This is a genomic window from Streptomyces venezuelae, assembly GCF_008642275.1.
GTDB classification, from domain to species: domain Bacteria; phylum Actinomycetota; class Actinomycetes; order Streptomycetales; family Streptomycetaceae; genus Streptomyces; species Streptomyces venezuelae_E.
Window position 1 is genome coordinate 565,616 of record NZ_CP029189.1, and the last position, 24,998, is coordinate 590,613.

Annotated in this window: 22 protein-coding genes and 1 pseudogene; 14 read left to right on the forward strand and 9 right to left on the reverse strand. The window is 74.1% G+C overall.

The window, feature by feature from the left end:
- Positions 1–195: 195 nt before the first annotated feature.
- The 4 genes from thpR to DEJ51_RS02525 all read left to right on the forward strand — a co-directional run bounded on the left by thpR (position 196) and on the right by DEJ51_RS02525 (position 3,030).
- Positions 196–780, forward strand: a complete 585-nt coding sequence (thpR, locus tag DEJ51_RS02510; RefSeq protein WP_150255869.1) for an RNA 2',3'-cyclic phosphodiesterase — start codon at positions 196–198, stop codon at positions 778–780.
- Positions 781–919: 139 nt separating this feature from the next.
- Positions 920–1,924, forward strand: coding sequence for a dihydroxyacetone kinase subunit DhaK (dhaK, locus tag DEJ51_RS02515; RefSeq protein WP_150255871.1), 1,005 nt, complete (start codon positions 920–922; stop codon positions 1,922–1,924).
- A gap of 51 nt (positions 1,925–1,975) precedes the next feature.
- Complete coding sequence (gene dhaL / locus DEJ51_RS02520) at positions 1,976–2,590, forward strand: dihydroxyacetone kinase subunit DhaL (RefSeq protein ID WP_190620148.1); 615 nt, start codon at positions 1,976–1,978, stop codon at positions 2,588–2,590.
- Positions 2,587–3,030 (forward strand): PTS-dependent dihydroxyacetone kinase phosphotransferase subunit DhaM, encoded by a 444-nt coding sequence (locus tag DEJ51_RS02525; RefSeq protein ID WP_150255873.1) that lies wholly within the window; start codon positions 2,587–2,589, stop codon positions 3,028–3,030. Before dhaL ends, DEJ51_RS02525 begins: the two co-directional genes overlap by 4 nt.
- Positions 3,031–3,087: 57 nt before the next feature.
- Here DEJ51_RS02525 and DEJ51_RS02530 read toward each other — a convergent pair whose 3' ends face one another.
- Entirely contained in the window at positions 3,088–3,474 is a 387-nt protein-coding gene (locus DEJ51_RS02530) for an RNA-binding S4 domain-containing protein (protein ID WP_150255875.1), read from the reverse strand.
- Positions 3,475–3,608: 134 nt separating this feature from the next.
- Here DEJ51_RS02530 and DEJ51_RS02535 point away from each other — a divergent pair, with 134 nt between their 5' ends.
- From DEJ51_RS02535 to DEJ51_RS02545, 3 genes are all read left to right on the forward strand, one after another.
- Positions 3,609–4,004, forward strand: coding sequence for a molybdopterin-binding protein (locus DEJ51_RS02535; protein WP_030772813.1), 396 nt, complete (start codon positions 3,609–3,611; stop codon positions 4,002–4,004).
- 157 nt (positions 4,005–4,161) lie between these two features.
- Positions 4,162–4,956, forward strand: a complete 795-nt coding sequence (gene modA, locus DEJ51_RS02540) for a molybdate ABC transporter substrate-binding protein (RefSeq protein WP_150255877.1) — start codon at positions 4,162–4,164, stop codon at positions 4,954–4,956.
- A gap of 143 nt (positions 4,957–5,099) precedes the next feature.
- The gene (locus DEJ51_RS02545; protein WP_150255879.1) at positions 5,100–7,079 is read left to right on the forward strand and encodes an ABC transporter permease; all 1,980 of its coding nucleotides are present in this window, start codon (positions 5,100–5,102) and stop codon (positions 7,077–7,079) included.
- Positions 7,080–7,254: 175 nt separating this feature from the next.
- On the opposite strand, the gene DEJ51_RS02550 is transcribed toward DEJ51_RS02545, so the two are convergent.
- The 3 genes from DEJ51_RS02550 to DEJ51_RS02560 form a co-directional block, all read right to left on the reverse strand.
- Positions 7,255–9,252 carry a SpoIIE family protein phosphatase gene (locus tag DEJ51_RS02550; RefSeq protein WP_223835630.1) on the reverse strand — a complete coding sequence of 666 codons (1,998 nt, stop codon included), beginning with the start codon at positions 9,250–9,252 and terminating at the stop codon, positions 7,255–7,257.
- Positions 9,253–9,491: 239 nt separating this feature from the next.
- Positions 9,492–10,160, reverse strand: coding sequence for a response regulator transcription factor (locus DEJ51_RS02555; protein WP_150255883.1), 669 nt, complete (start codon positions 10,158–10,160; stop codon positions 9,492–9,494).
- A gap of 22 nt (positions 10,161–10,182) precedes the next feature.
- Entirely contained in the window at positions 10,183–11,358 is a 1,176-nt protein-coding gene (locus DEJ51_RS02560; RefSeq protein ID WP_150255885.1) for a sensor histidine kinase, read from the reverse strand.
- Positions 11,359–11,484: 126 nt separating this feature from the next.
- On the opposite strand from DEJ51_RS02560, the gene DEJ51_RS02565 reads away from it, so the two are divergent.
- The gene (locus DEJ51_RS02565) at positions 11,485–11,742 is read left to right on the forward strand and encodes a hypothetical protein (RefSeq protein WP_150255887.1); all 258 of its coding nucleotides are present in this window, start codon (positions 11,485–11,487) and stop codon (positions 11,740–11,742) included.
- Between the two features lie 474 nt (positions 11,743–12,216).
- Here the strand turns inward: DEJ51_RS02565 and DEJ51_RS02570 are convergent.
- Positions 12,217–13,461: pseudogene (locus tag DEJ51_RS02570) on the reverse strand (DUF6777 domain-containing protein); the annotation flags it as partial.
- A gap of 93 nt (positions 13,462–13,554) precedes the next feature.
- On the opposite strand from DEJ51_RS02570, the gene DEJ51_RS02575 reads away from it, so the two are divergent.
- On the forward strand, positions 13,555–14,850 hold the full coding sequence (locus DEJ51_RS02575) for a streptophobe family protein (RefSeq protein WP_150255889.1): 1,296 nt from the start codon (positions 13,555–13,557) through the stop codon (positions 14,848–14,850).
- 46 nt (positions 14,851–14,896) lie between these two features.
- On the opposite strand, the gene DEJ51_RS02580 is transcribed toward DEJ51_RS02575, so the two are convergent.
- The 3 genes from DEJ51_RS02580 to DEJ51_RS02590 are packed head-to-tail and all read right to left on the reverse strand — an operon-like array spanning position 14,897 to position 19,031.
- Positions 14,897–15,934 (reverse strand): serine/threonine-protein kinase, encoded by a 1,038-nt coding sequence (locus DEJ51_RS02580; protein WP_411757375.1) that lies wholly within the window; start codon positions 15,932–15,934, stop codon positions 14,897–14,899.
- The gene (locus tag DEJ51_RS02585; RefSeq protein WP_150255891.1) at positions 15,931–16,644 is read right to left on the reverse strand and encodes a hypothetical protein; all 714 of its coding nucleotides are present in this window, start codon (positions 16,642–16,644) and stop codon (positions 15,931–15,933) included. Before DEJ51_RS02585 ends, DEJ51_RS02580 begins: the two co-directional genes overlap by 4 nt.
- Before the next feature lie 5 nt (positions 16,645–16,649).
- Positions 16,650–19,031, reverse strand: a complete 2,382-nt coding sequence (locus DEJ51_RS02590) for an FHA domain-containing protein (RefSeq protein WP_150255892.1) — start codon at positions 19,029–19,031, stop codon at positions 16,650–16,652.
- Between the two features lie 179 nt (positions 19,032–19,210).
- Here DEJ51_RS02590 and DEJ51_RS02595 point away from each other — a divergent pair, with 179 nt between their 5' ends.
- The 5 genes from DEJ51_RS02595 to DEJ51_RS02615 all read left to right on the forward strand — a co-directional run bounded on the left by DEJ51_RS02595 (position 19,211) and on the right by DEJ51_RS02615 (position 24,591).
- Positions 19,211–20,272 carry a cation diffusion facilitator family transporter gene (locus DEJ51_RS02595; protein ID WP_150255894.1) on the forward strand — a complete coding sequence of 354 codons (1,062 nt, stop codon included), beginning with the start codon at positions 19,211–19,213 and terminating at the stop codon, positions 20,270–20,272.
- A 57-nt stretch (positions 20,273–20,329) separates the two neighbouring features.
- Positions 20,330–20,809 (forward strand): NUDIX domain-containing protein, encoded by a 480-nt coding sequence (locus DEJ51_RS02600; RefSeq protein ID WP_150255896.1) that lies wholly within the window; start codon positions 20,330–20,332, stop codon positions 20,807–20,809.
- Between the two features lie 59 nt (positions 20,810–20,868).
- Positions 20,869–22,122 carry a Tm-1-like ATP-binding domain-containing protein gene (locus tag DEJ51_RS02605; protein WP_150261654.1) on the forward strand — a complete coding sequence of 418 codons (1,254 nt, stop codon included), beginning with the start codon at positions 20,869–20,871 and terminating at the stop codon, positions 22,120–22,122.
- 145 nt (positions 22,123–22,267) lie between these two features.
- Positions 22,268–23,893 carry a serine/threonine-protein kinase gene (locus DEJ51_RS02610; RefSeq protein ID WP_223835632.1) on the forward strand — a complete coding sequence of 542 codons (1,626 nt, stop codon included), beginning with the start codon at positions 22,268–22,270 and terminating at the stop codon, positions 23,891–23,893.
- Positions 23,890–24,591 (forward strand): hypothetical protein, encoded by a 702-nt coding sequence (locus DEJ51_RS02615; RefSeq protein WP_150255899.1) that lies wholly within the window; start codon positions 23,890–23,892, stop codon positions 24,589–24,591. The genes DEJ51_RS02610 and DEJ51_RS02615 overlap by 4 nt, the downstream gene beginning before the upstream one ends.
- Here the strand turns inward: DEJ51_RS02615 and DEJ51_RS02620 are convergent.
- Positions 24,588–24,911, reverse strand: coding sequence for a DUF6191 domain-containing protein (locus DEJ51_RS02620; protein WP_150255901.1), 324 nt, complete (start codon positions 24,909–24,911; stop codon positions 24,588–24,590). The genes DEJ51_RS02615 and DEJ51_RS02620 overlap by 4 nt on opposite strands.
- Positions 24,912–24,998: the final 87 nt, after the last annotated feature.

Genomic DNA, 24,998 nt, shown 5'->3' on the forward strand with positions numbered 1-24,998 from the left:
ACGCGCAGCAGGACCATTCGTTTTCGACAACAGGGGGCTCCTTCGATTCGAGCCAAACCATAGGGTCGAAGCGCCCTGAACATAAGCCTTGACTTGCCTGGTGAGCCATGGCCTCGTGCGGGGATACCCGACGGCCGGCCACGGCGTACCCCGCGGAAGATGACGGAACAGGGCCGGACAGGATAAGAATCCCCCGTGAACGAAAAGACCCGTACGGCGACCGTCCGCGTGTTCATAGCGCTGGCCCCGCCCGACGACGCGAAGGAAGAGCTGGAACAGCGGCTGCGGCCCGCCTACGCCGCGTACCCCCGCATGCGCTGGAACCGCATCGAGGACTGGCACATCACCCTGGCCTTTCTCGGCGAGCTCCCGGTCGCCGCCGTCGGCCTCCTGCGGCCGCCGCTCGCGGAGCTCGCCGCCGCCCGGCGGCCTCTGCGGCTCGCGCTGCGCGGCGGCGGGCACTTCGACGAGCGGGTCCTGTGGACCGGGATCGACGGAGACGTCGAAGGCCTGCACCTGCTCGCCTCCGAGGTGCGTACCGCGGTCACCGACTGCGGCATCCCCTTCCACGGCCGGCCCCTGCGCCCCCATCTGACCCTGGCGCGCGGCCGCCGCCACGACACCACCAGCGCGGTGGAGGCCGCCGAAGGACTGGACGGGTTCACCGGCCGCCCGTGGGAGACGCGCCGCCTCCACCTCGTCGGAAGCAACACCGGCCGCGGTCCCGGCCCCATCCACTACCGCGACATCCGGTCCTGGCCCTTCAAGGGCGGCGGCTGACACCGGCCCGGCTTCGTGCCCCGGCTTCCTCCCGGCGGGCCACCCGGCCTCGTATCGTGGCGACGGACGGACCGCTCCCGAGGGTCCGCCGGTGGTCCAGCCCGAGCCGAACACCCGCCGAAAGACCGGATGGAGTGGCATGAGGATGCTGATCAACAGTCCGCAGACCGTGGTCACCGACGCCCTGCGCGGGATGGCGGCCGCCCATCCCGAGCTGGACGTCGACGTGGAGCGGCGGGTCGTCGTACGGCGGGACGCGCGGGCCGGCGGGAGGGTCGGAGTGGTCTCCGGGGGCGGGTCCGGGCACGAGCCGCTGCACGCCGGGTTCGTGGGGCCCGGGATGCTGTCGGCCGCGTGTCCCGGGGAGGTGTTCACCTCACCGGTGCCCGACCAGATGGTGCGGGCGGCCGCGGCGGTGGACTGCGGCCAGGGGGTGCTGTTCGTCGTCAAGAACTACACCGGTGACGTACTGAACTTCGAGATGGCCGCCGAGCTCGCCGCGGAGGACGGCCTGCGGATCGAGCGCGTCCTGGTCGACGACGACGTCGCGGTGACCGACAGCCTGTTCACCGCCGGGCGCCGTGGCACCGGGGCCACCTTGTTCGTCGAGAAGATCGCCGGGGCGGCCGCCGAGGAGGGGGCGCCGCTGGAACGGGTGGCCGCGCTCGCCCGGCGGGTCGACGAGTGCTCGCGGAGCTTCGGGGTGGCGCTGAGCGCGTGCACCACCCCCGCGAAGGGCGCCCCGACCTTCGACCTGCCGGACGGGGAGCTGGAGTTGGGCATCGGCATCCACGGCGAACCGGGCCGGGAGCGGCGCCCGATGATGTCGGCGCGGGAGATCGCGGAGGTCGCGGTGGGAGCCGTACTGGAGGAACTGACGCAGATCGGTCCGGCCGACGGTCCGGTGCTGGCGTTGGTCAACGGGATGGGGGCGACCCCGCTGCTGGAGCTGTACGGGTTCCACGCGGAGGTGGCGCGGGTGCTGGCCGGGCACGGTGTGCCGGTGGCGCGGGCGCTCGTCGGCAACTACGTCACCTCGCTGGACATGGCGGGGTGTTCGGTGACGCTGTGCCGGGCCGACGAGGAGGTGCTGCGGCTGTGGGACGCGCCCGTGAGGACCGCGGCGCTGCGCTGGGGTCTGTGAACGTATGGTGTCGGTGGGACCGGCCAGGCGGGTGCGAGGCGAGGAGATCCGGTGCGTGACGCAGAGTTCTTCCGGCGCTGGATGGCGGCCGCCGCGGCCGCGGTGGAGCGGGAGGCGGACCGGCTGACCGAGCTCGACTCCCCCATCGGTGACGCCGACCACGGGAGCAACCTGCTGCGGGGTTTCACGGCCGTGCGCGCCGCCCTGGAGGCGGAGCCGGTGCCCGCGGCGCCGGGCGCCGTGCTGCAGTTGGCGGGACGGACGCTGATCTCCACGGTCGGCGGGGCGTCGGGACCGCTGTACGGGACGCTGCTGCGGCACACGGGCAAGGCGCTCGGGGAGTCGGCGCAGGTGTCGGACGCGGAGCTGCGCGAGGCCCTGTCCGAGGGGGTCGGCGCGGTGGCCCGGCTGGGCGGGGCGGCGCCGGGCGACAAGACGATGCTGGACGCGCTGGTGCCGGGGGTGGCCGCGCTGGGTACCTCGTACCGGGCGGCCGGGAGCGCGGCGGAGGACGGCGCGCTGGCGACCGTGCCGATGCGGGCGCGCAAGGGGCGGGCCAGTTATCTGGGCGAGCGGAGCATCGGCCACCAGGACCCGGGGGCGACCTCGTCGGCGCTGTTGCTGGGGGCGCTGGCGGACGTGGCGGAACCGGCGGGTGCGCGGTGACGGGCGGGCACCCGGAACCCGGCCCCGGCGTCGGCTCGGGCCCGGCCCTGGTCGGCATCGTGCTGGTGTCGCACAGCGCGCGGGTCGCGCAGGCGGTGGCGGAGCTGGCACGCGAGCTGGCGGCCGGCGGCCCCGTGGCCCCGGTGGCCGCGGCGGGCGGCACGGCCGTCGGCGGGCTCGGCACGAGCGCGGAACGGATCGTCGCGGCCGCCCGGGAGGTGGACCGGGGCGCCGGGGTCGCCCTGCTCGCCGACCTGGGGAGCTCGGTGCTGACGGTGAAGGCCCTGCTGATGGAGGACGAACTCCCGCCGGGGTCCCGGCTGCTGGACGCGCCCTTCGTCGAGGGCGCGGTGGCGGCGGTGGTGACCGCGTCCACCGGAGCCCCCCTGGCGGCGGTCGCGGCGTCCGCCGCCGACGCGTACACGTACCGCAAGGACTGACCGGACGGCCTGCCCGCGGGTGCCGCGGTCGGGCCGCAGGGGCTTTGCGGGCCTGGGCTACGGGCGTCCGCGCAGCACTTCGATCTCGCGGCGCTCGCGCTTCGTCGGGCGGCCCGCTCCCCGGTCGCGGATGCCGACGACGGCGGCCTCCACGGGCGTCGGCGGCGGCGGGCTGTTGTCGGTCAGGCACTCGGCGGCGGCCGGGGCGCCGACCCGCTTGGACACGGGCCGCTTGACGACGACGATGCGCTCGCGCCCCGCGTGGAAGAGCCGTACCTCGTCCCCCGCACGCACGGGCTGCGCCGGCTTGGCGCGTTCCCCGTTGACCTTCACGTGCCCCGCCCGGCAGGCGGTCGCCGCGATCGAGCGGGTCTTGGTCAGGCGCACGGACCAGATCCACGCGTCGACCCGTACCGTGCCCGTTCCCGTTACCTCTTCAGCCATGCCCCGACTCTAGCGAGCCGGGCGCGGCAGTACGGAACGAGTTTTGGTGGATGCGCCAAGAAGTATCGCATCTGCCATGGAGATCAGGCCGAATGAATTGCAAATGCGCCATACATGGCCCTACGTTGTCGCCCATGCAGTCCTACACCATCGGACAGGCGGCGCGTCTGCTGGGCGTCAGCCCGGACACCGCCCGCCGCTGGGCCGACGCCGGCCGGGTCGTGACCCATCGCGACGAGGGCGGCCGGCGCCTGATCGACGGACGCGACCTGGCCGCGTTCTCCGTCGAGGTGGGCCAAGGCGCCCACATCGAGGACGGGGAGCCGTACACCTCGGCGCGCAACGCCTTTCCCGGCATCGTCACGGCCGTCAAACTCGGCGACGTGGCCGCCCAGGTCGAGATCCAGGCAGGTCCCCACCGCCTGGTCTCCCTGCTCACCCGTGAGGCCGTCGAGGAGCTCGGGCTGGAGGTCGGCATGCAGGCCACCGCCCGCGTGAAGTCCACCAGCGTGCACATCGACCGCACCTGATCCGGGCGGCGCCACCCGCCGTCCCCTCGCGGTCCCCCGCACCAGCCGCTCTACACCACCGAACGTCCCCACCCGCTCCGCCCGTCACCGGCGCGGGTCACCACCGCGCGGTTCCGGCACCAGGCCGGCCGCCGACCCGACCGAGGAGCATCTGCTCATGTCCCCGACCATGATCCGTCGCCGTACCGCCGCAGCCGCGCTGACCGCCGCCCTGCTCGTGCCGCTGACCGCCTGCGGCAAGAGCGACGACAACAAGGCCGCCGCCGACCCGACCCCCGAGCCGAAGGCCGTGAACCTCACGGTGCTGGCCGCCTCCTCCCTCACCGACGTCTTCAAGACCGCGGGTGAGGAGTACCAGAAGACCCACCCCGGCACGAAGATCACCTTCTCCTTCGCCGGTTCGCAGGAGCTCGCGGCCCAGGTCAAGCAGGGTGCCCCGGCCGACGCGCTGGTCACCGCCGACACCAAGACCATGGACGGCCTGAAGGCCGAGACCGGCGACGCCACGGTCATCGCCAAGAACCGCCTGGTCATCGCGGCCGGCAAGGCCAACCCGTTCAAGATCGACGAGCTCAAGGACCTCGCCGACACCAAGATCAAGGTCGTGCTCGCCGCGCCCGAGGTCCCGGTCGGCCGCTACAGCAAGCAGATCCTCGACGCCCAGAAGATCGAGGTGAAGCCCGTATCCCAGGAGCCCAACGTCCGTGCCGTGCTGAGCAAGGTCGAGCTGGGTGAGGCCGACGCCGGTCTCGTCTACAAGACCGACTCCGCCAAGTCGGGCGACAAGGTCGTCACCGTGGAGATCCCGGACGACCAGAACGCCGTGGCCTCCTACCCGGCCGCCACGCTCAAGCAGTCCAAGAACGCCGCCGACGCGGCCGCCTTCGTGGCCTGGCTGAGCACCCCCGAGGCGCAGAAGATCCTCCAGGACGCGGGCTTCCAGAAGGCGTAACCGCCGTACGACCCACATCCCCTGAGGGGCTGCCTGGACCGGGGGGACAGGCAGCCCCTCTCGGCGTTCTCGCGGACGGGCCCCGCACGCGCCGCCGGCCGCCTACGCTTCCCCCTCAGCCGACACCCCAGCCAGGAACCCTGATGAGCAGACTCCGCAGCCGAACCGGTCCGCACAGCGGCGAACGCGCCGACGCCCGGGCCCGCGCCCGCACCCGGCCCCCGTTGGCGCTGGCGCTCCCCGCGCTGCTCGCCGTCGCGTTCCTGCTGCTGCCGCTCATCGGCATCCTCGTCCGTACGCAGTGGGGCGAGCTCGGCGCCCACCTCACCAGCCCCGGCGTGGTCGAGGCGCTGAAGCTCTCCCTCCTCGTGTCCCTGTGGGCCCTGGCCCTCTCGCTGCTCCTCGGTGTTCCGCTCGCCTGGCTGCTGGCGCGCGTGGAGTTCAAGGGCAAGGCCCTGGTCCGCTCCCTCGTCCTGCTCCCGATGGTGCTGCCGCCGACCGTCGGCGGTGTGGCCCTGCTCCTCGGCTTCGGCCGGCGCGGGCTGCTGGGTCCCTGGCTGGAGGGCACCTTCGGGATCACCCTGCCGTTCCACACCTCCGGCGCGGTCGTCGCGGCCACGTTCGTCGCCATGCCGTTCCTGGTGATCAGCCTCGAAGGCGCCCTCGGCGGTCTCCGGCAGAGCTACGAGCAGACCGCCGCCTCGCTCGGCGCCTCGCCGGTCCGGGTGTTCTTCACCGTGACGCTGCCCATGGTCGCCCCCGGCCTGATCGCCGGTGCGGCACTGACCTGGGCCCGCGCACTGGGCGAGTTCGGGGCGACCATCACCTTCGCCGGCAACCTGCCCGGCACCACCCAGACCCTGCCGTTGCAGGTGTACCTGCTGCTGCAGGACAAGCCCGAGGCCGCCACCTCCGTCTCGCTGCTGCTCCTCGCGATCGCCATGGGCGTACTGGTCGCCCTGCGCGGACGCTGGACGGGCACCCCGGTGGCCCGCGAGGCCGGTACCGCACCGGTCCCCGAGGAGCCGGCCACCACCGACGCCCGCACCACCGTCGGCGACGACGCCGTCCCGCCCCACGACGGCGGCCGCTGGCCCCTGCGCGCGGCCGTCACCGGCTTCAACGAGCTCACCCTCGACGCCGAACCCGGCACCACCATCGCCGTCGTCGGCGAGAACGGCGCCGGCAAGACCACCCTGCTGCGCGCCCTGCTCGGCCTCACCCCGCGCGCCCACGCCACCCTGCGCCTCGGCGACGACGACGTGACGGCCCTGCCCCCGCACCAGCGCCAGGTGGCCTGGGTGCCGCAGGACGGCGCACTGTTCCCGCACCTGACCGCCGTGGCCAACACCGCGTACGGGCTGCGCGCCCGCGGGGTGCCGCGTACGCGGGCCCGCCGCGAGGCCCTGGACTGGCTGGACCGGCTGGGTGTCCTGCACCTCGCCGACCGCAGGCCCGCGCAGTTGTCCGGCGGCCAGGCCCAGCGGGTGGCCCTCGCCCGGGCGCTGGCCGCCCGCCCCCGGCTCCTCCTCCTGGACGAACCGCTGGCCGCGCTCGACCAGACCACCCGGGCCCAGGTCCGGCACACCCTGCGCACCCACCTGGCCGGCTTCGGCGGCGTCTGCCTCATCGTCACCCACGATCCCGTCGAGGCCGTCTCCCTGGCCGACCGGGTCCTCGTACTGGCCGACGGCCGGGCCCTCCAGGACGCACCGCCCGCCGAGGTAACCCGGCACCCGCGGTCCCCGTGGGTGGCCCGCATGCTGGGGCGCAACGCCTGGCCGGGCACCGCGTCGGCCGACGGGCTCGCTCTCGCGGAGGGCGGCCGGCTGGTGGTCGCCGAGACCCTGCCCCAGGGCACGGAGGCGCTGGCGATCATCGGCCCGGAAGCGGTCTCGGTGCACCGGGACCGCCCGGCCGGCAGCCCCCGCAACGTCTGGCCGGGCACCGTACGGGAGATCACCGCGGTCGGCAGCCGGCTGCGCGTGCTGGTCGCCTCGGCCTCCGTACCCGATCTGGTCGCCGAGATCACCCCCGACGCGGCGGCCGAACTGGGCCTCGGGGACGGCGCTGCCGTGTGGACGAGCGTGAAGGCCACCGAGGTCACCCTCGTACGGCTCTGACGGCGCGGGTCCCGGACGGGCGCGGGTCCCGGCGACGGGCGCGGGTCCCGGACGGGCGCGGGTCCCGGACGGGCGCGGGTCCCGGCGACGGGCGCGGGTCCCGGACGGGCGCGGGTCCCGGACCCCGGGTCCCGGGCGCGGGGGCGCTCCGGGTCCGGGCGGCTCGCGCCGGCCCTCAGGCGGCGTCCTCCGGGGCGGCCAGGGCGAATTCGCACCACACGCACTTCCCACCGCCCCGGGGCTCCACGCCCCACTCGTCCGCGAGGCGGTCGACGAGCATCAGACCGCGCCCCGAGACGGCCCAGTCGCCCGCCTCGCGCCGCCTGGGCAGGGCGCTGCTGCCGTCCTCGACCTCGATCCGGATCCGGCCCTGGGCCGTCAGGCGCATGCTGACGTGGCCGCCGCCGTCCGTGTGCACCAGGGCATTGGTCATCAGCTCGTCCGCCGCCAGTTCGATCTCGTCGGCCCGGTGCCGTGCACCCCAGGCGGCCACCGCCGCCCGGATCAGGTGCCGGGCCAGCGCCGGGGCCTTCGTGTCCCCCGGTTCCAGCCGCTGCTGCAGCGGACCCCCGCCGCGCGGTACGGGGGTGCCGCGGCGGCGCAGCACGAGCATGGCCATGTCGTCCCCGCCGCCCGAGTCGCCGACCAGGTCGCACAGCACGTCGGCGAGTTCCTCCACGTCGGTCGGGCCGCTGTGGACCGCCGCCATGAGCTCGCGCATGCCGGTGTCCTGGTCGGTGCCGGGTCGGTCGATCAGGCCGTCGGTGCACAGCAGCAGGGTGTCCCCGGGGTGCAGTTCGAGGCTGGTGACGGGGTACCCGGAGCCGGAGCCCGGCTGCTCGCGGGGCGGCAGGCCGAGCGGCAGCCCGCCCGCCACCTGGACCCGGTGGACGCTGCCGTCGCCGCGCCGCACGACGGGGTCGAGGTGCCCGGCACGGACCAGGCGGGCCATCCCGGTGGTGAGGTCCACCTCGGCGTAGGTGCAGGTCGCGAACCGTTCGGTGGCCAGCTCGCGCAGGAAGGCCGAGGCCCGGGCCATGGCCGCGCCCGGCGTGTGCCCCTCGACGATGTAGGCGCGCATCACGATGCGCAGCTGTCCCATGACGGCGGCCGCGTCCGTGTCGTGCCCCTCCACGTCTCCGATCATCACCCCGACGCGGCCCTCGCCGAGCGGGACCACGTCGTACCAGTCGCCGCCGATGTCCCGGCCCATCCGCGCGGACCGGTACCGTACGGCGATCCGCGCGCCCGGCACGTCCGGGATCCGGCGAGGCAGCATGGCCCGCTGGAGCCCCTCGGCCAGATCGTGCTCCTGCTCGAAGAGGATGGCCCGCTGCAGGCTCTGCGCGACCCCGCTGCCGAGCGCCATCAGCAGGTTGCGTTCCTCGGCGGTGAACTCGCCGTCCCGCGTGTAGAGCAGCCCGAGCGTCCCGATCGGCCGCCCCTGGGCGATCAGCGGCAGGTAGACCCCGCTGCGGACGGACAGCGGCTCGATGTACGGCCACAGGTCCGGATACCTCTGCTGGAACTCGTCCCGGGAGACGAGGTAGACCGACTGCATGGTGCGGACCGCCTCGCTCATCGGGAGCTGTGCGTCGATCCGCGTGTACTCGATCTCGGGCACGTACGAGCCGAGCTGCCCCTCCGCGACCAGGTGGATGCGGCCGCCGTCGACGACGCCCAGCATCACGCTGACCGCACCGAGGTGCCCGAGGGCCTGCGGGTCCTTGAGGATGTCGGTCACGTCGTTGACGGTGCGGGCGTGGGCGAGGATCGCGGTGGTCCGCTCCACGACGCCGGTCATCCTGCGCCGCCCTTCGATCTCCTCCCCGGCGGCACCCGGCTCGTCGGGGTCGTGGGCGGCGTCGCGGAGGATCCCGATGACGCGGTACGAGCGGCCGGACGAGTCCCGCAGGATGTGCCCCTGGATGTGGGTCCAGGCCGGCGAACCGTCGCGCAGGCGGCTGCGGACGTAGGCCCCGTAGTGGCTTCGGCCGTCCTTGATCGCCTGCGCGACCCGGGTGTCGAGCCGGGCCTCCTCACCGGGGGCGAGGCGGCTGCGGAGTCCGCCGGGGGTCCCGTCGTACTCGTCCGGGCGCAGGTCCAGCACCTCGAGGGCGGTGGCATCGAGATGCATGCGACCGCTGTCGAGGTCCCAGTCGAATGTGCCCATGCGATTGAGCGCAAGGCTTGTGTCCGGCCGTGCGGGCCAGCCGACGTCGGGGTTCTCCGCCCTACGGGCCATGCAGCCAGGGTCTCACTCCCGCCCGCCGGTGTCCCCGCGGGAGGCCCGGACACCCTCCGTGCGCGGACCGGCACGGACCGGCACGGCCCGCGGGCGGGAACGGGCTGCGGCGGTGCGGTCGGCTGCGGGGACGCCGCGGGGGCGGTGGAAACCGGTGGCCGGGAGGTTCAGTGTCCTCCGCTGTCCGCCAGGGTCGCGTCATGGACCAGCAGGGCGATCTGTACCCGGTTGTTGAGGTCGAGCCGGGTCAGGATCCGGGACACGTGGGTCTTGACCGTGGGCAGCGCCAGGTGGAGCTCCCGTCCGATCTCCGCGTTGGACAGGCCCCTCCCGACCGCCAGGGCCACCTCCCGCTCGCGCCCGGCCAGCAGCTCCAGTCGCCTGCGGGCGGCGCTCGCCCGGGTGCCCTGGCCGAAGTCTCCGGTCACCTGGTCGATGAGCCGACGGGTGACGGCCGCGGAGAGCACCGGGTCCCCGGCGGCCACCGTCCGGATGGCCGTCACGATCTCCTGCGGCGGGGTGTCCTTCAGGAGGAATCCGGCCGCTCCGGCCCGCAGCGCCCGCAGCACGTGCGCGTCGGTGTGGAAGGTGGTCAGGACCAGCACCTCGGGGGCGCCCGGCCGCGCCCGGAGCCGCTCGGTGGCGGCCAGCCCGTCGACGCCGGGCATCCGGATGTCCATCAGCACCAGGTGGGGCGCGTGCGCCGCGACCAGCGCGGGCACCTCCGCGCCGTCCGCGGCCTCCGCGACCAGCTCGATGTCCGGGGCACCGCCCAGCATCAGACGCAGCCCCGCCCGGACGATCGCGTCGTCGTCGACCAGCAGTACGCGAATCACGCGTCGCTCCCCTTTCCCCCGGTCAGCCCTGCCAGGGTAGCCAGGCCCGTACCCGGAATCCGTCCCCGGCGGGAACGGCCGTCAGTTCCCCGCCGGCCAGCCGGGCACGTTCGGCCAGCCCGATCAGCCCCTGTCCGCCACCCTCGGCCGGCCCGGGGACCGTGCCGCGGGCCGGATCCGGGCCGGGCGGGCGGGTGTTGCGGACCTCGACCGTGAGGCCGTCGCCCGGGCCCCCGGTGACCCGCACGTCGGCGGCCGCGCCGGGCGCGTGCTTGCGTACGTTGGTCAGCGCCTCCTGCACGATCCGGTACGCCGTCCGTCCCACCAGGGGCGGCGGCGCGGCCCCTTCCGGCGGTCCGGCCAGCTCGATCCGGCCGCCAGCCGCCCTCGCCTCCGCCACCAGCCGGGGAAGGTCCGCCAGTTCCGGCTGCGGGCGTTCGCCGGCCTCCGAGGGGTCTGTGCCCGGACCCGCCCGGAGCACGCCGATCACCTCGCGCAGGTCGTGCAGCGCCAGGTGGGCGCTCTCGCGCATCACCCCGGCGGCCCGTTCGATCTCGGCCCGGGGGGCGCCGGGATTGAACTCCAGGGCACCCGCGTGCACGCTGAGCAGCGACAGCCGGTGGCCGAGCACGTCGTGCATCTCGCGGGCGATCTCCTCCCTGGCCTCCAGCCGGGCCCGCGCCGCCCGTGACTCCGCGTCCGCCTCGGCCAGCTCGGCGCGCTCGCGCAGCGAGGCGATGAGCTGCTGCCGGGACCGCCGGAACAGCCCCCAGCCGATGGCCCCGGCGATCAGCGCGAAGTACGTCACCGCCGAACCGGCCCGCTCCTCGGACATGTCGGGCAGCTGCCACAGGAAGAGCGGCAGCGGTCCGAAGGCGAGGGCCGCCAACCACGCCGTGGCCTTCCAGGGCCGGGCCGCGGCCACCGTGTACACCGCCACGATCGTCGGCCCGGTCAGGTAGTGCGCCACGCTGCCGGCCAGGAGCAGCGCCACGGCCAGCCGGACCGGCGCGCGCCGCCGCAGCAGGACCGCCGCGCAGCCCAGCCCGCCGGCCACCTGGTCGGCGGCCCGCCAGCCCGGGCCGAGGCCTTCCGCGACCGGGATGGACTGCGAGCTGACGGCGGCGAAGCAGGCGGCGAAGAGGAACAGGGCCAGGTCGGCGGCCCAGTCCCGGCGGGTGCGGGTGATACGGCGCATGTCCCGGGAATCTACGCGGACCGGCGCGTGAGCGGACGCCCGCGCCCCCTACCGGATACTTAAGTACGAGCGCGGGCAGTCCTTGGGCCGATGTCCGGCCCGGCACCCGGCTCGTAACGTCGGCGCATGACCTCTCCTTCTCCGAAGTCCCCGAAGTCCCCGAAGTCCCCGCTGGCCGGCGTCACGGGCGCGATCTGTTTCGTCCTGGTCGTCGGCGGCGCGAGCGGTCTGCTGCACGAGTGGCTCGGCTGGATCCACTTCATGGGCTTCGTCCGCTTCCTCGCCCCCGACGGATACGAGATCTACAGCTACATCGTCATGATCGCACTCGGCCTCGCGGTGGGCGCCGCGGGCGACGCGCTCACCCGCCGCGGCCGGGCCTGATCCCCGGTCCGCCGCCCCTCCCCGTGCCCGCGCCTCCTGCCCCGCACGGGGAGGAGGCGCGGTCACCCACCGTGCCGCGGGTCAGCTCTGCTGGGCCGGGCCCTCGGGCTCGGGCTGGGGAGCCGTCTGCGGCTGCTGCTCGGACGGGGCCGGAGCCGACGGCTTCGGAGCGGCCGAGGGCGGAGCGGACGGGCGCTCGGGGGCGGCCGAGGTCCGCGGCGCGGGAGACCCCGGGGTAGCCGGAGTCGCCGGAGCCTCGGGGGAGGCCGGAGTCGCGGGCGCGGACTTCGGCGTCGGTGACTGGACGGGCGGCTCGGAGGGCGGCGTCGAGGGCGACGCCGCCGGTGACTCCGCCGGGGTCGTCTTCGGTGACTCCGCCGGGGTCGTCTTCGGTGACTCCGCGGGGGTCGTCTTCGGTGACTCCGCGGGGGTCGTCTTCGGTGACTCCGCCGGAGTCGACTTCGGCGACTCGTCCGGGGACTTCTTGGGCGACTCCGACGGGGTCGGCGACGGCGTCTTCTTCGGCGACTCCGACGGGGACTCCGAGGGGGACTTCTTCGGTGACTCCGAGGGGGACTTCGAGGCAGACTCCGACGAGGACTTGGACGGCGTCGGCGTCGGCGTCGTCACGGAAGAGCTCGGGGTCGGCGAGGTCCCGGAGGAGGTGGGCCGCGGCGAGGTCCCGGACGGGTTCGGCGTCGTCACCGACGAGGTCGGGGTGACCGGACTCGGGGTGAGCGGCGGCGTCGGGACCGGCGGCGGCGGGATCGGCCGGTCGGGCCTGGGCTTGCCCTGCTGGCCGCCGTCACCCTTGGGGCGCTCGTACCACTGGTTTTCACGGTGGTCGTAGATCACGATCTTGTTGACGACGGTCGGCGCCGGCGCGATGGCCACCACCTTCGACGGCTGGTACGAGGGCCACGACTGCCCGAAACGCTTCGGGTCGGCCTTCAGCGGCACCGGCGGACCCAGCGGGTTGCCGCACGCACAGCGCACCCGCGGCACTCCCCGGTCGTCCACCAGCACGGCCGTCCCCGCCTGGAGCACGGCCTGATAGGGGACGAGCTTGCCGTCCCGGTAACTGTGGTTCGTCACCCGGGTGTCCATGCGCAGCTGCACCGAGGTGAGCGAGCGGAGGTAGCCGGGAACGGCGGCCGGCTGGATGCCCTGTGCCTGGGCGAAGGCCGCGTTCTTCGCGGGGTCCGCGCCCAGCGACCCGATCAGCTTCTCGACGTCACAGCTGGCGACGTTCCGGGTGCCGCCGTACACGCCCGGCGCGGAACCGCTGACGCTCCTGGTGCCCACCGGCCCGGTCGGGCTGGCGCTCGGGCCGACCGTGCCCTGCGGAGAGGGCGGCGGGCTCTCCGGCGGGGGCGGTGCGTCCTTGACCACCGTGGACTCCGTGAAGGGGTCGGGGCCGGAGGCGGCCACCGGCTGGAGGAACACCTCGCCGCCCGCGTTGTCGGCGGTCCCGCTGGGCCGGGTGAGGACCACGGCCAGGGCCACGACCGCCGCCACCGCGACCAGCGCGGTGACGAGCCGTGGCACGGAGCGCCACCAGGGACCTCCGGCCGGTCCCGGGGCCGGTCCTCCGGGCCCACCCGGCGGCGCCGGCGGCGGCGGAGGCGGTGGACCCTGCTGCCCGCCCGAGAGCGGGCCTGACGGCGGCCCGGTGGGGCGTCCTGAAGACGGCGGTCGGCCGGATGGCTGTGTGGTCACGGGCTCTTCTTCCCAGGAGGAGTGAGTTCCCCGGGGACCATTGTGTGCGCCGTCCGGGTGGTGCCCGCAAGCCGGGGATGTCACGGTGGCAGGGTGAGTCGGACGCCGGAATCGTCATCGTCGGGGGGCTCCGCGAGGGCATGGCGGGACGCCCTCGTCGCCGTCCTCGCGGGATTCGTGGTGATGGGCGTGGTCGCCGCCGCCGGGCTGCTGTGCGCGGGCGCCGACGGCCTTCCGGGCGGCGCGTTCCCGCATGTGGTCGCCGCGGTCGTGGTGATGGCGGCGGGCGGTTCGCTGGAGGTGTCGGGCGGTGCCGGTTCGCTGGCCGGGGCGGAGGTGAGCCTCTCGGTGGTCCCCCTCTCGGTGAGCCTGGCCGGCGCCCTCGTGACCGGCTACCTCTTCCTGCGGCCGCTGCACAACCGGGCCGTTGCCCGGCCCCTGGAACTCATCGGCCGCGCGGTCCCGTTGGTCGTGCTGTGGCTGCTGGCCCTGACCGGCGCCGCGTTCCTCGCCCGTGAGACCTTCGGCATCTCCACGGGCGACTCCCCCATCGGTACCATCACCGAACTCCTCGACTCGGCGCCCACGGTGGGCTTCCGGGCCGACCTGCCGGCCACCCTGCTGTACGGACTGCTGTGGATCCTCGGCCTGTTGCTGATCGCGCTGCTCGTCTCGCGCCGCGCCCCGCTCCCGGCCCGGCTGGTCCGCTTCCACACGGCGCTGCGGCCTGCGGCCTTCGCCACGATGCTGCTGCTCCTCGCCTACGTCGTCCTCGGCATCGGGGTCGGCCTGGTCGTGGCCGCCACCCAGGGCCATGCCGACCGGACCCTGGCCGTGATCCTGCTCGGGCTGCCGAACCTCGTCTGGCTGGCACTCACCCTGGGCTTCGGCGGCGCCTGGGAGGGCAATGTCGAGGGGCCTTTCGGGCTGCCGATGCCGCAGCTGCTGGACCAGGTCCTGCGCGGCTCCGACCCGTCCCGGATCGACGTGGCCGCGCTCGCGGAGCAGGACTCCCGGGCCTGGTGGCTGGTGGCGGTGGCCGCCGTCCTGCTGCTCGGCACGGGCGTACTGGCGGCCGTACGCTCCCCCGCCCACGTGCGCCCCTGGCAGCACGCCCTCCACCTGGGCGTGGCCCTGGCGCTGGCGACCCTGGCGGTCTGCCTGCTGGGCCGGATCCAGGCACAGTTCGGCCTCTCCCTGCTGGGGATCGGCGAGGTGGACGGCCTCAGCGGCCAGGTCCACCTGGAACCCGTGCTGTGGCGCAACGTCGGCCTCGGGCTCCTGTGGGGCGCGGTGGCCGGATTCCTGGGCGCGCTGCTGGCCCGTCCGCTGCACCGCGGCGGGCGGGTCGACGAACCGGCCGCCGCGACCCGCGCGGCGCCCGACTAGGCGGAGGCGGCCGGAACCCGAACGGGCGGTACGGGCCGGGAGGGGCTCAGGCCGTCCCCCTCGACATCCGCAGGCGGAAGACGGGCAACGCCCACGGGGGGACCGGCGGCGGGGCGGGCAGCTCGGGCGGCGCGGCGCCTTCCGCGCCGCCCTCCGCACCGTCCACCGGCTCGTCCGCCGCCCCCGTCGGGGGCCCGGCACCCTCCCCCGCCCGCCGCAGGGCACCGGTGAACTCCAGACAGCTGTCCCACCGGTCGTCCGGCGACTTGGCCAGCGCCTTCGCGAGTACGGCGTCCACCTCCTCCGGCAGCCCGGGGCGCCGCGAGCTCAGCGGTGGCGGGGCGTCGTACTGGTGGGCCCACAGCAGGGCGATGTCGTCGTCCCGCTGGAAGGGCGGTTCCCCGGCGAGGGCCTCGTAGACGACGCAGCCCAGGCTGTAGACGTCGCAGCGGCCGTCGACCGGCTTTCCGGAGATCTGTTCCGGCGCCACGTAGGTGACGGTCCCGACGAACTGCCCGTCGGTCGTGAACCCCGTCAGCGACAGCGACTTCTTCGTCAGCCCGAAGTCCGTGAGGTAGGCGTGCTCCGGGTGGTCCCGGTCCGTGCCCGGGGCGATGAGGATGTTGCCCGGTTTCACGTCCCGGTGGACCAGGTCGTGGGCGTGGGCGGCGTCCAGCGCGGAGGCCACCTGGCCCGCGATGCGCGCGGCCGTCTGCACCGGCAGCGAGCCCGTCCGGTCCAGCATCACCCGCAGGTCCGGTCCCTCGACGAGGCGCATGGCGATGTACAGCAGGCCGTCCGCCTCCCCCGCCTCGAAGACGGGCACGATGTGCGGGTGTTCGATGGTCGCGGCCACCTTCGACTCGTGGGCGAACCGCTGCCTGAAGGTGTCGTTCCGGGCCAGCTCGGGGGCGAGCAGCTTCAGGGCCACCCGCCGGTCGAGGCGCAGGTCCCGTGCCTCGTAGACCACGGCCATGCCGCCGCGCCCGATCTCGCTCTCCACGAGGTATCCGGCGATCTGCTTCCCGCGCAGGTCGGTGGGGGACCCGCCGACGGGCTCCGCCCGTTCCCCGTCCACCGTCAGCCGCCTCCGGGGTCGCGGGTCTCCACGATCCGCGTCGGGTCATGGGCCGCCGCCCGGCCGGGCCGGTCCGCGGGGTCCTCGCGCGGGACTGCGACCGCGTCGGTCGGGTCCCTGCGTACGGGGGCCCCGCCGCCCTGCTCCGTGGCCGCGGGTGGCGGCTGCGGCCCTGGTTCGGGCGCGGGCGCGGAGGGGCCGCCCGGGCCGGCGACGACCGCGTAGGTCGTCATGCGGTCGCCGTCGTCGTAGAGCCAGCGGCCCGACCGCTCGTCGTAGAGCCACACCGACTCCCCGTCGATGACCACTCCGGCCCGCAGCCCCCGTACGGACCGGCGGAAGGCGTCGGCGTCGATCCGTCCGGAGGCCAGTTCGTCCACGGCCCGCCGGTAGCGTTCCAGGGCCTCGGAGCCGCGTGTGAGCAGGGGCCTCGGGTCCTCGGAGCGGACCGGGGGCCGTCCCCCGGCCGTCGGCGGCGGGTGCGGAACGGCGACCAGCAGCCGTCCGTCCACCCAGGCGGACCACCCGTTGGCGCACAGGACCTCCCCCCACTCCCCGCGCCGGGACAGCAGCTGCACGGGCAGGAACGGGTCCAGGGGAACGGTCGGCCGGGTGACGTCCGGGGCCTCCCAGGCGGGCAGCCCCTCCTGGGGCACCACATGGGTCGGCCGGAAGTCCGCCACCTCGCCTCCGGGTTGTCCCAGCGGGCTGCTCATGAGGCCTACTTCCGCATGACGGTCGGCTCGTGGCGGCGCAGCAGCCGGGCGACCAGCACGCCGAACAGCACGGACAGGACGACGAGCATGCCCATTTCGAGGAGCCACAGGTGGGCCTCGTGGTCGAACAGCGGGTCCTGGGTGATCTTGCCGGGCACGATCGCGCCTAGGTCGATGGTGCCCGCCATCGCTCCCATGGCCCACCGGGCCGGCACGAACCACGCCAGCTGTTCGATGACGGGGACGCCGGTGAGTTTCAGCAGGGAACCGCAGAAGACGACCTGGACGATCGTGAGGAGGACCAGCAGCGGCATGGTGACCTCCTCCTTGGCCACCAGGGCGGAGATCAGCAGGCCGAGCACCATCGCCGTGAGGGACAGCAGGGCGACGGCGAGGGTGATCTCGATGAGCGGTGGCATGAAGAGGCCGCGGCCGCCCGGCGCGTTGATGGTGACGCCCGCGAGGCCGACGAGGGTGAGGACCACGGCCTGGGCGACGGTGATCGCGCCGAGGACCACGATCTTGGACATCAGGTAGGCCGACCGGGACAGGCCGACGGAACGCTCCCGCTGGTAGATGACGCGTTCCTTGACGAGTTCGCGCACCGCGTTGGCGGCGCCGATCAGGACTCCGCCCACGCACAGGATGAACAGGGCGTTCAGGGCCGTCTCGGCGTTGAGGGTGTTACCGGCCAGTGCGCGGGTCATGGCGCCCATGACGAAGGGCAGCGCGACCATGATGACCAGGAAGGTGCGGTCGGACCTGAGCACGGCAGCGTACCGGCGGATCAGGGTGGAGAGCTGGGAGCCCCAGCTCTGGGCCTTGGGCGGTGGCTGCGGCGGATGGCCGGAGGCATATGCGGCCTGTGCCGCGAGCGGGGCCCGGCCGGCGGCGACGTCGACGTGGCGGCGGTGCAGCGGCGAGGCCCGGTACTCCCCGGCCCAGTCGCGCTCCCGCTGGTTCTCGAAGGCTTCGAAGGCCTCGGGCCACTGCTCGAAGCCGAAGAAGTCGAGGGCCTCGCCGGGCGGGCCGTAGTAGGCGATGCGTCCGCCGGGCGCGAGGACGAGGAGACGGTCGCAGCCTTCGAGGTTGAGCACGCTGTGGGTGACGACGATGACCGTGCGGCCGTCGTCGGCGAGGTCGCGCAGCGTGTTCATCACCGAGCGGTCCATGCCGGGGTCGAGTCCGGAGGTGGGCTCGTCGAGGAAGAGCAGGGAGGGTTTGGTGAGCAGTTCCAGGGCGACGGAGACGCGTTTGCGCTGGCCGCCGGAGAGGCTGTGGATGGGCTGGTCGGCACGCTGTTCGAGGCCGAGTTCGGCGATCACCTCGTCGACCCGGGCCCGGCGTTCGGCCTGGGCGGTGTCCTGCGGGAAGCGCAGTTCGGCGGCGTAGGTGAGGGCGCGCCGGACGGTGAGCTGGGAGTGCAGGATGTCGTCCTGCGGGACGAGGCCGATGCGGCTGCGCAGTTCGGCGTAGTCGCGGTAGAGGTCGCGGCCGTCGTACAGGACGGTGCCCTGGTCGGCGGGGCGCAGGCCGGTCAGGGCGCCGAGGAGGGTGGACTTGCCGGCTCCGCTGGGGCCCACGACGGCGAGCAGGCATTTGGCGCCGACCGGGAAGGAGACCTGGTCGAGGAGGGTCTTGCGGCCGCGGTCGACGGCGACGGTGAGGCCCTGGACGTCGAGGGAGACCTCTCCGGTGTCCACGTATTCCTGGAGCTGGTCGCCGACGAGGCAGAAGACGGAGTGGCCGATGCCGACGAGGTCGCCCTCGGTGACGGGGGTGGCCCGGGTCACGGCTGCGCCGTTGAGGTAGGTGCCGTTGTGGCTGCCGAGGTCGACGATCTCGTAGCTGCCGTCGGCGAGGGCGTTCAGCTCGGCGTGCCGGCGGGACACGGTGAGGTCGTCGACGACGAGGTCGCTGTCGGGGGCGCGGCCGATCCGGACGGCGGTGCGGACGGGCAGCGGACGGACGGTCGTCGGCTGCCGGAAGGTACCGGTCATGGCCGGGTTGGCGACGTGCGAGGGGCGGCCGGTGCCGGGCGCGGGGGGTGGTGCGGGCGTGGGCGGCGCGGGGCCGACGACGGCGGCGCGCGGCCCGTCGTCGACGCTGCCGAAGCGCAGTTCGGTGCCGACGCCGACGCTCCACTCGTGGACGCGGTGGCCGTCGGCGTAGGTGCCGTTGGTGCTGCCCTCGTCCTCCAGCGTCCAGTGGTCGCCGTCGGGGCGCAGGATCGCGTGGTGCCAGGAGACTCGGGCGTCGTCGAGGCAGATCTCGCAGAGGGGGTCCCGACCGACGTGGTAGATCCGGTCGGGATCCATCTCGGTGGCGCCCCAGTCGGTCACCAGGACGAGCTGGGGCGCGGTCGGCACACCGGGGCGCTGGACCATGACCAGATTTTCCCACGATCCCGAAGGTCCGGCACCGGTCGGACATCGTCGCAGGTCAGAGCCCTCTTATGGGTAATGACAACGGTCCCCGTTGCAGCCTTTGCCGATCCCGCCGGGGTGCGCTTCACTTCACGCGACGGACCCGAACATGCGGGCGCCGTGAGGAGACGGGGGACGCCATGAGCGGGCACGACCAGGCGCACGACGGCCACGGGCACGGCGGGCACGGCGACGGGTCCGCGGGCCACGGCCACAGCCACAGCCACAGCCACGGTCCCGGAGGGCACAGCCACGGCGTGGCGGCGGATGCCGACCGGCGCTGGCTGGCGATCGCGCTGGCCCTGATCGGCGGGTTCATGGCCGTCGAGGTGGTCATCGGCGTCATGGCCAACTCGCTGGCCCTGATCTCCGACGCGGCCCACATGCTGACCGACGCGGTCTCGATCGTCCTGGCGCTGATCGCCATGCGGCTGGCCGCGCGCCCCGCCCGCGGCGGCTTCACGTACGGCCTCAAGCGGGCGGAGATACTCTCCGCGCAGGCGAACGGGCTGACGCTGATCCTGCTGGCGGTCTGGCTGGCGTACGAGGCGGTGCGGCGGCTGGCGGACCCGCCGCCGGTGGAGGGCGGGCTGGTCGTGGTGACGGCGCTCGCGGGCATCGCCGTCAACGTGGCCGCGGCCTGGTGCATCTCCCGGGCGAACCGTTCCACGCTCGTCGTCGAGGGCGCCTACCAGCACATCCTGAACGACCTCTTCGCCTTCATCGGCACCGCGGTCGCCGGTCTGATCGTACTGACCACCGGTTTCCGGCAGGCGGACGCGATCGCCACGCTGGTCGTGGTGGTGCTGATGCTCAAGGCGGGGTACGGGCTGGTCCGTGAGTCCGGCCGGATCCTCCTGGAGGCCGCCCCGGCCCATGTGGACCCGGACGCGGTCGGCGACCGCCTGGTCGGGCACCCGCCCGTCACCGAGGTGCACGACCTGCACATCTGGACGATCACCTCGGGGCAGGCGGCCCTCTCCGCGCACGTGCTGGTGGAGCCCGCGGGCGACTGCCACGCGGTCCGCCGGGACCTGGAGCGGCTGCTCGCCAAGGAGTACGGGATCACGCACACCACCCTCCAGGTCGACCACGCGCAGGACTCGCTGCTCACGGTCGGCCGCGCGGGCGGAGGGCCTTCCGACGCGCACTGCGCCGAAGCGCACGGCCCGGTCCACCGGCAGGGCCCGCACGACCACTGACGGCACATCGCGTACGCGCACCACTGGGCCGGGTGCGTACGGGGCATGGATGTACCCATGACACACAAACGCAGTGCCGGGCTGCTCCTCTTCCGGCGGACCGGTACGGAGCCGGGGTCCGGTGTCGAGGTACTCCTCGGACACATGGGCGGACCGCTCTGGGCCGGTCGGCTGACCGGTGACTGGGCCATCCCCAAGGGTGAATACGGACCGGAGGAGACTCCGAGGGACGCCGCCCGCCGCGAGTTCACCGAGGAGATCGGGCTGCCGCCGCCGGAGGGCGCGTACCTTCCGCTGGGCGACGTGCGTCTGACCAGCGGAAAGCTGGTGACCATCTGGGCGGTGGAGGCGGATCTCGACCCCGCGCTGATGGTTCCCGGGACCTTCTCGATGGAGTGGCCTCCGCACTCGGGAAACGTACAGGAGTTCCCCGAGCTGGACCGGGTGGCCTGGTTTGCTCCACCACTGGCGCAAAACGCGCTGATGCCTTCCCAACTCCCCTTTCTGGAAAGACTGTTGGAGCTCCTGAAGGCTTGACCCTGGTTTGACCCACACTTGCACTTGCCAACACCCTTACCTGCATGGACATTGCACACATGACGAGCGTCGTGCTGGTGGGGACCTTGGACACCAAGGGTGTGGAGTACGGCTGGCTGCGCGAGGGGCTGCTGCGCGCCGGGGTCGAAGTGGTACTGGTCGACACGGGCATCATGGGCGAACCCCGGGTACCCGCCGACGTACCGCGCGACGCGGTGGCCCGGGCCGCCGGTACGGAACTGTCGGAACTGCGCAGTGCCGCCGACCGGGGTGCGGCCGTGACCACCATGGCGGGGGGCGCGGAGGCGACCCTCTTACGCCTGCACGCCGAGGGCAGGCTGCACGGGGTGCTCGCCATCGGCGGGAGCGGCGGCACCTCCATCGCCACCCGGGCCATGCGCGCCCTGCCACTGGGCGTACCGAAACTGATGGTCTCGTCCATGGCGTCCGGGGACGTCCGCCCCTACGTGGGCTCCTCGGACATCACGATGATGTACAGCGTGGTGGACGTCGCGGGGATCAACAGCATCTCCGCACCGGTCCTGGCGAACGCCGTGGCGGCGATCACCGGGATGGCCCGGGCCTACGCCCGCACCTGCGCGGAGGGCCGTCGGCCCCGGCTGGGCGCGGGCGGCCGTCCCCTGGTCGCGGCGAGCATGGCGGGCGTGACCACGGCCGGGGTGGACGCGGCGCGCGAGCGGCTGACGGAGCTCGGCTACGAGGTGCTGGTCTTCCACGTCAGTGGCACCGGCGGCCGCACCCTGGAGACCCTGGCCGGCCAGGGGGTCTTCGCGGGCGTCCTCGACCTCACCCTCAGCGAGCTCGCCGACGACCTGTGCGGGGGGATCCTCACCGCGGGTCCGGACCGGCTCAGCGCGGCCGGGCGGGCCGGGATCCCGCAGGTGGTGAGCCTGGGGGCGCTGGACATGGTGAAGTTCGGCCCGCTGGAGAGCCTGCCCCGGCGGGTCCGCGACCGGGGCGTCCACGTCCACAATCCGTCCATCACGGTGACCCGTACGACCGCGGCCGAATGCGCGGAGCTGGGCCGCCGGGTCGCCGCGAAGCTGCGCGCGGCGAACGGCCCCACGGCGGTGTGCGTCCCGCTCCGTGGACTGTCCACGCTCGGCGCGCCGGGCGGGCCTTACCATGACGCCGACGCGGACCGGGCCTTGTTCTCGGCGCTGCGCGAGGGTCTGCGGGGCAGTGCCACGAGGCTCTACGACTACGACACGCACATCAACGATCCGGCCTTCGGCCGGGCGGCGGCCGACCGGCTGCACGCCATGATCGGCGCCATGTCGGCCGCGGCCTGACCGGTCCGCCGTGGTTGGGAACCGGCCACGGCGGAAACCACGTCCCATGGGGCGTCCGGTCCGGGGAGGGCCGGTGGAGGCCGGTCCGCCGACCGGTCTTCCCAGCGATGCGGCGAGACCGGACGGCAGGCAGGGGGCAGGAACGATGAAGGACACGCGGGCGGCATGGTCGGTCCCCGGTTACACCGAGGTCCGTGAGCTCGGTTCGGGCGGCAGCGGCCGCGTGGTGCTCGCCGTCCACGACGGCACGGGCACCCCGGTCGCGGTGAAGTACCTCAGCGACCGGCTGCGCCGGGATCCCGCGTTCGTCGGCGAGTTCCGGGCCGAGGCCCGCCTCCTGGGCGGGCTGGAGACCCCGTACGTGGTCAGGCTGTACGAGTACGTGGAGGCGTCCGGCGGCGCGGCCATCGTCATGGAACTGGTGGACGGCATCTCCCTGCGCGCGCTGCTGAAGCAGTCCGGGCGGGCGGATGCCGAGGCCGCGCTGGTGGTCCTCAAGGGTTCCCTGCTGGGGCTCGCGGCGGCGCACCGGGCGGGCGTCGTCCACCGGGACTACAAGCCGGAGAACGTGCTGGTCGCACCGGACGGCTCGTCGAAGCTGGTGGACTTCGGGATCGCGGCGAACCGGGGCAGCACACCCGGCGTGGCCGGAACCCCCGCCTACATGGCGCCCGAGCAGTGGCAGGGCCGGCCGGCCTCGCCCGCGGCCGACGTGTACGCGGCGACGGCCACCTTCTTCGAGTGCCTCACCGGCCGCAAGCCCTACGACGGGGAGAACTTCGCCGAGCTGGCCGTCCAGCACATCGAGGCGCCGGTACCGGAGACCGAGGCGCCCGAACCCGTACGTCCGCTGATCCGGCGCGGCCTCGCGAAGGCGCCCGAGCAGCGGCCGGAGAACGCCGAGGCGTTCGTGGCCGAGCTGGAGGGCGTGGCGCTGGCCGCGTACGGGCCCGGGTGGGAGGAGCGCGGGCAGCGGAAGCTGGCGGCGCTGGCCGCCCTGCTGCCACTGCTGTTCCCCTCGGCGGGCGGCCCGGCGGCGGGAACCACGGCGTTCGCCACGACCACGGTGCCCAGTGGTTCCGGCTGGGCGCCGGGGCGCCGCGGATGGCTCGCGGCGGGTGTGTCGCTGGTGCTGGGGACCGTACTCGTCCTGACGACGGACGCGATCGGGGCGGCCCCGGACGCGGCTTCGGCGGTGAGTGCCTTCGCCACGACGAGCGCGGCGCCGCCCGGCTCGGCCTCGCCGAGCCCGAGTCCGGTGGACTCCGCCTCCCCTTCGCCGACTCCGAGCCCCTCGGCGTCGGCGAGCCCCTCGCCGTCCGCGTCCGTGTCCGCGTCCACGTCTCCCACGGCCTCTCCGTCGTGGTCGACGAGTCCGACCCCGAAGCCGACCGTGAGCTGGCCGCCCACACCGACCCCGACACCGACGCCCACACCGACGCTGAAGGTCTCGGACGTCGCCGTGTCGCTCAGGACCGGGGTCTACCGGGGCGACGCGACCATCTCGGTCGCCACCGAGGGCACCGGTTCGGTGACCGTGACGGTGGAGTGGTTCCTGGGCAGGACACAGGGCTCCTACTCCGTCCGCGACGGCATGGAGTCGTTCGAGATGCAGGCGGGCTCGGCGCCCAGGACCCTGTCCCACCCCTTCACCAAGGGCAACGGCTGCTACGGCGGGGTCCGCGTCACCACCAGGCCCACCGCCGGGAACAAGTCCGCGTCGGCCTCGCAGTACCTGCTGCGCTGCACGGAGCAGGAGGTGCCCCGATGAGCGGTCCCAGCTCCCCCGAGGGCGACGACTACAGCGCCACCGTCCTCGGCAGTCACTGGTTCAGCGGCCCGCCGGCCGACGGCGAGGCCGTGACCGCGGTCCAGCCGACGGACCCGGGCGAGGCCGTGACCAAGGTCCAGGCGACGCCTCCGGGTGGGTCCGTGACCGTGGTCCAGCCGGTGGCCCCCGACCGGGTCGAGGGTTCCGTGCTCCGGTTCGGGCCCGGGGTCACCGCGGCCATGCCCGCGCCGTTCCCCGTCGACGCCTCGGGGGCCTTCGCGCCACCGCGCGGGCGCCGCCGGCTGGCCGGGCTGCGGCGGTACGCCCTCGCGGCGCTCGTCCTGGCCGGGGTCCTCGCGTACCTCGGGTGGCAGCGGCTGGGGCCCGGCATCGAGGTCCGGGACGTGGCCGTGAGCACCGATCCCGCAGGCCCGGCCTGTGACGCGGCGGCCGATGTGGTGGCCGTCGTGGCGACCAACGGGCGCCCGGGCATCCTCACCTACCGGTGGGTGCGCAGTGACGGCACCCGGTCCGAGCGGCTGACCGAACGGGTGCCGCGCGGACAGCGGGAGGCGCGGCTGCACCTGCTGTGGACCTTCCAGGGCAAGGGAAGCTACCCGGCGAAGGCGGAGCTGCAGCTGATGTCGCCCGGGCAGCGCACGGCCGCGGTGGACTTCACGTACAGCTGCGCCCGCTAGACGGCCTCACGCCTTCCGGGCAGCCGGATGACGGCGAGTCCGCCGTCGAGGTCGACCCGGGTACGCGGCGGTGCGCCGTCCTCCTCGTCGTCGCGCATGACCAGGGCGCTCTGCCGCTCCTTGAGCTCGTTCTGCTTGCCGGGCGAGAAGCTGGCGTGCAGCTGCTCGAAGCCGGTGGCGGACATCTGCCCCTGGCGGCCGTTCCAGCGCCAGGGCAGCAGCCCGGCGCGGCCCGCGCGGACCAGTGCCAGGTCGAGGAAGGCCATGGCGGTGAGCACCAGAGCCAGACCGGGAAGGGTCATGAAGACGACGAAGCCCATGCGGTGACGGTAGCCGAGCCGCCCTCCGGCGCGGTACCGGGTCCGCGCGGGGCGGTCCGCGGCCGCTCGGGGAGCGGCCGCGGACCG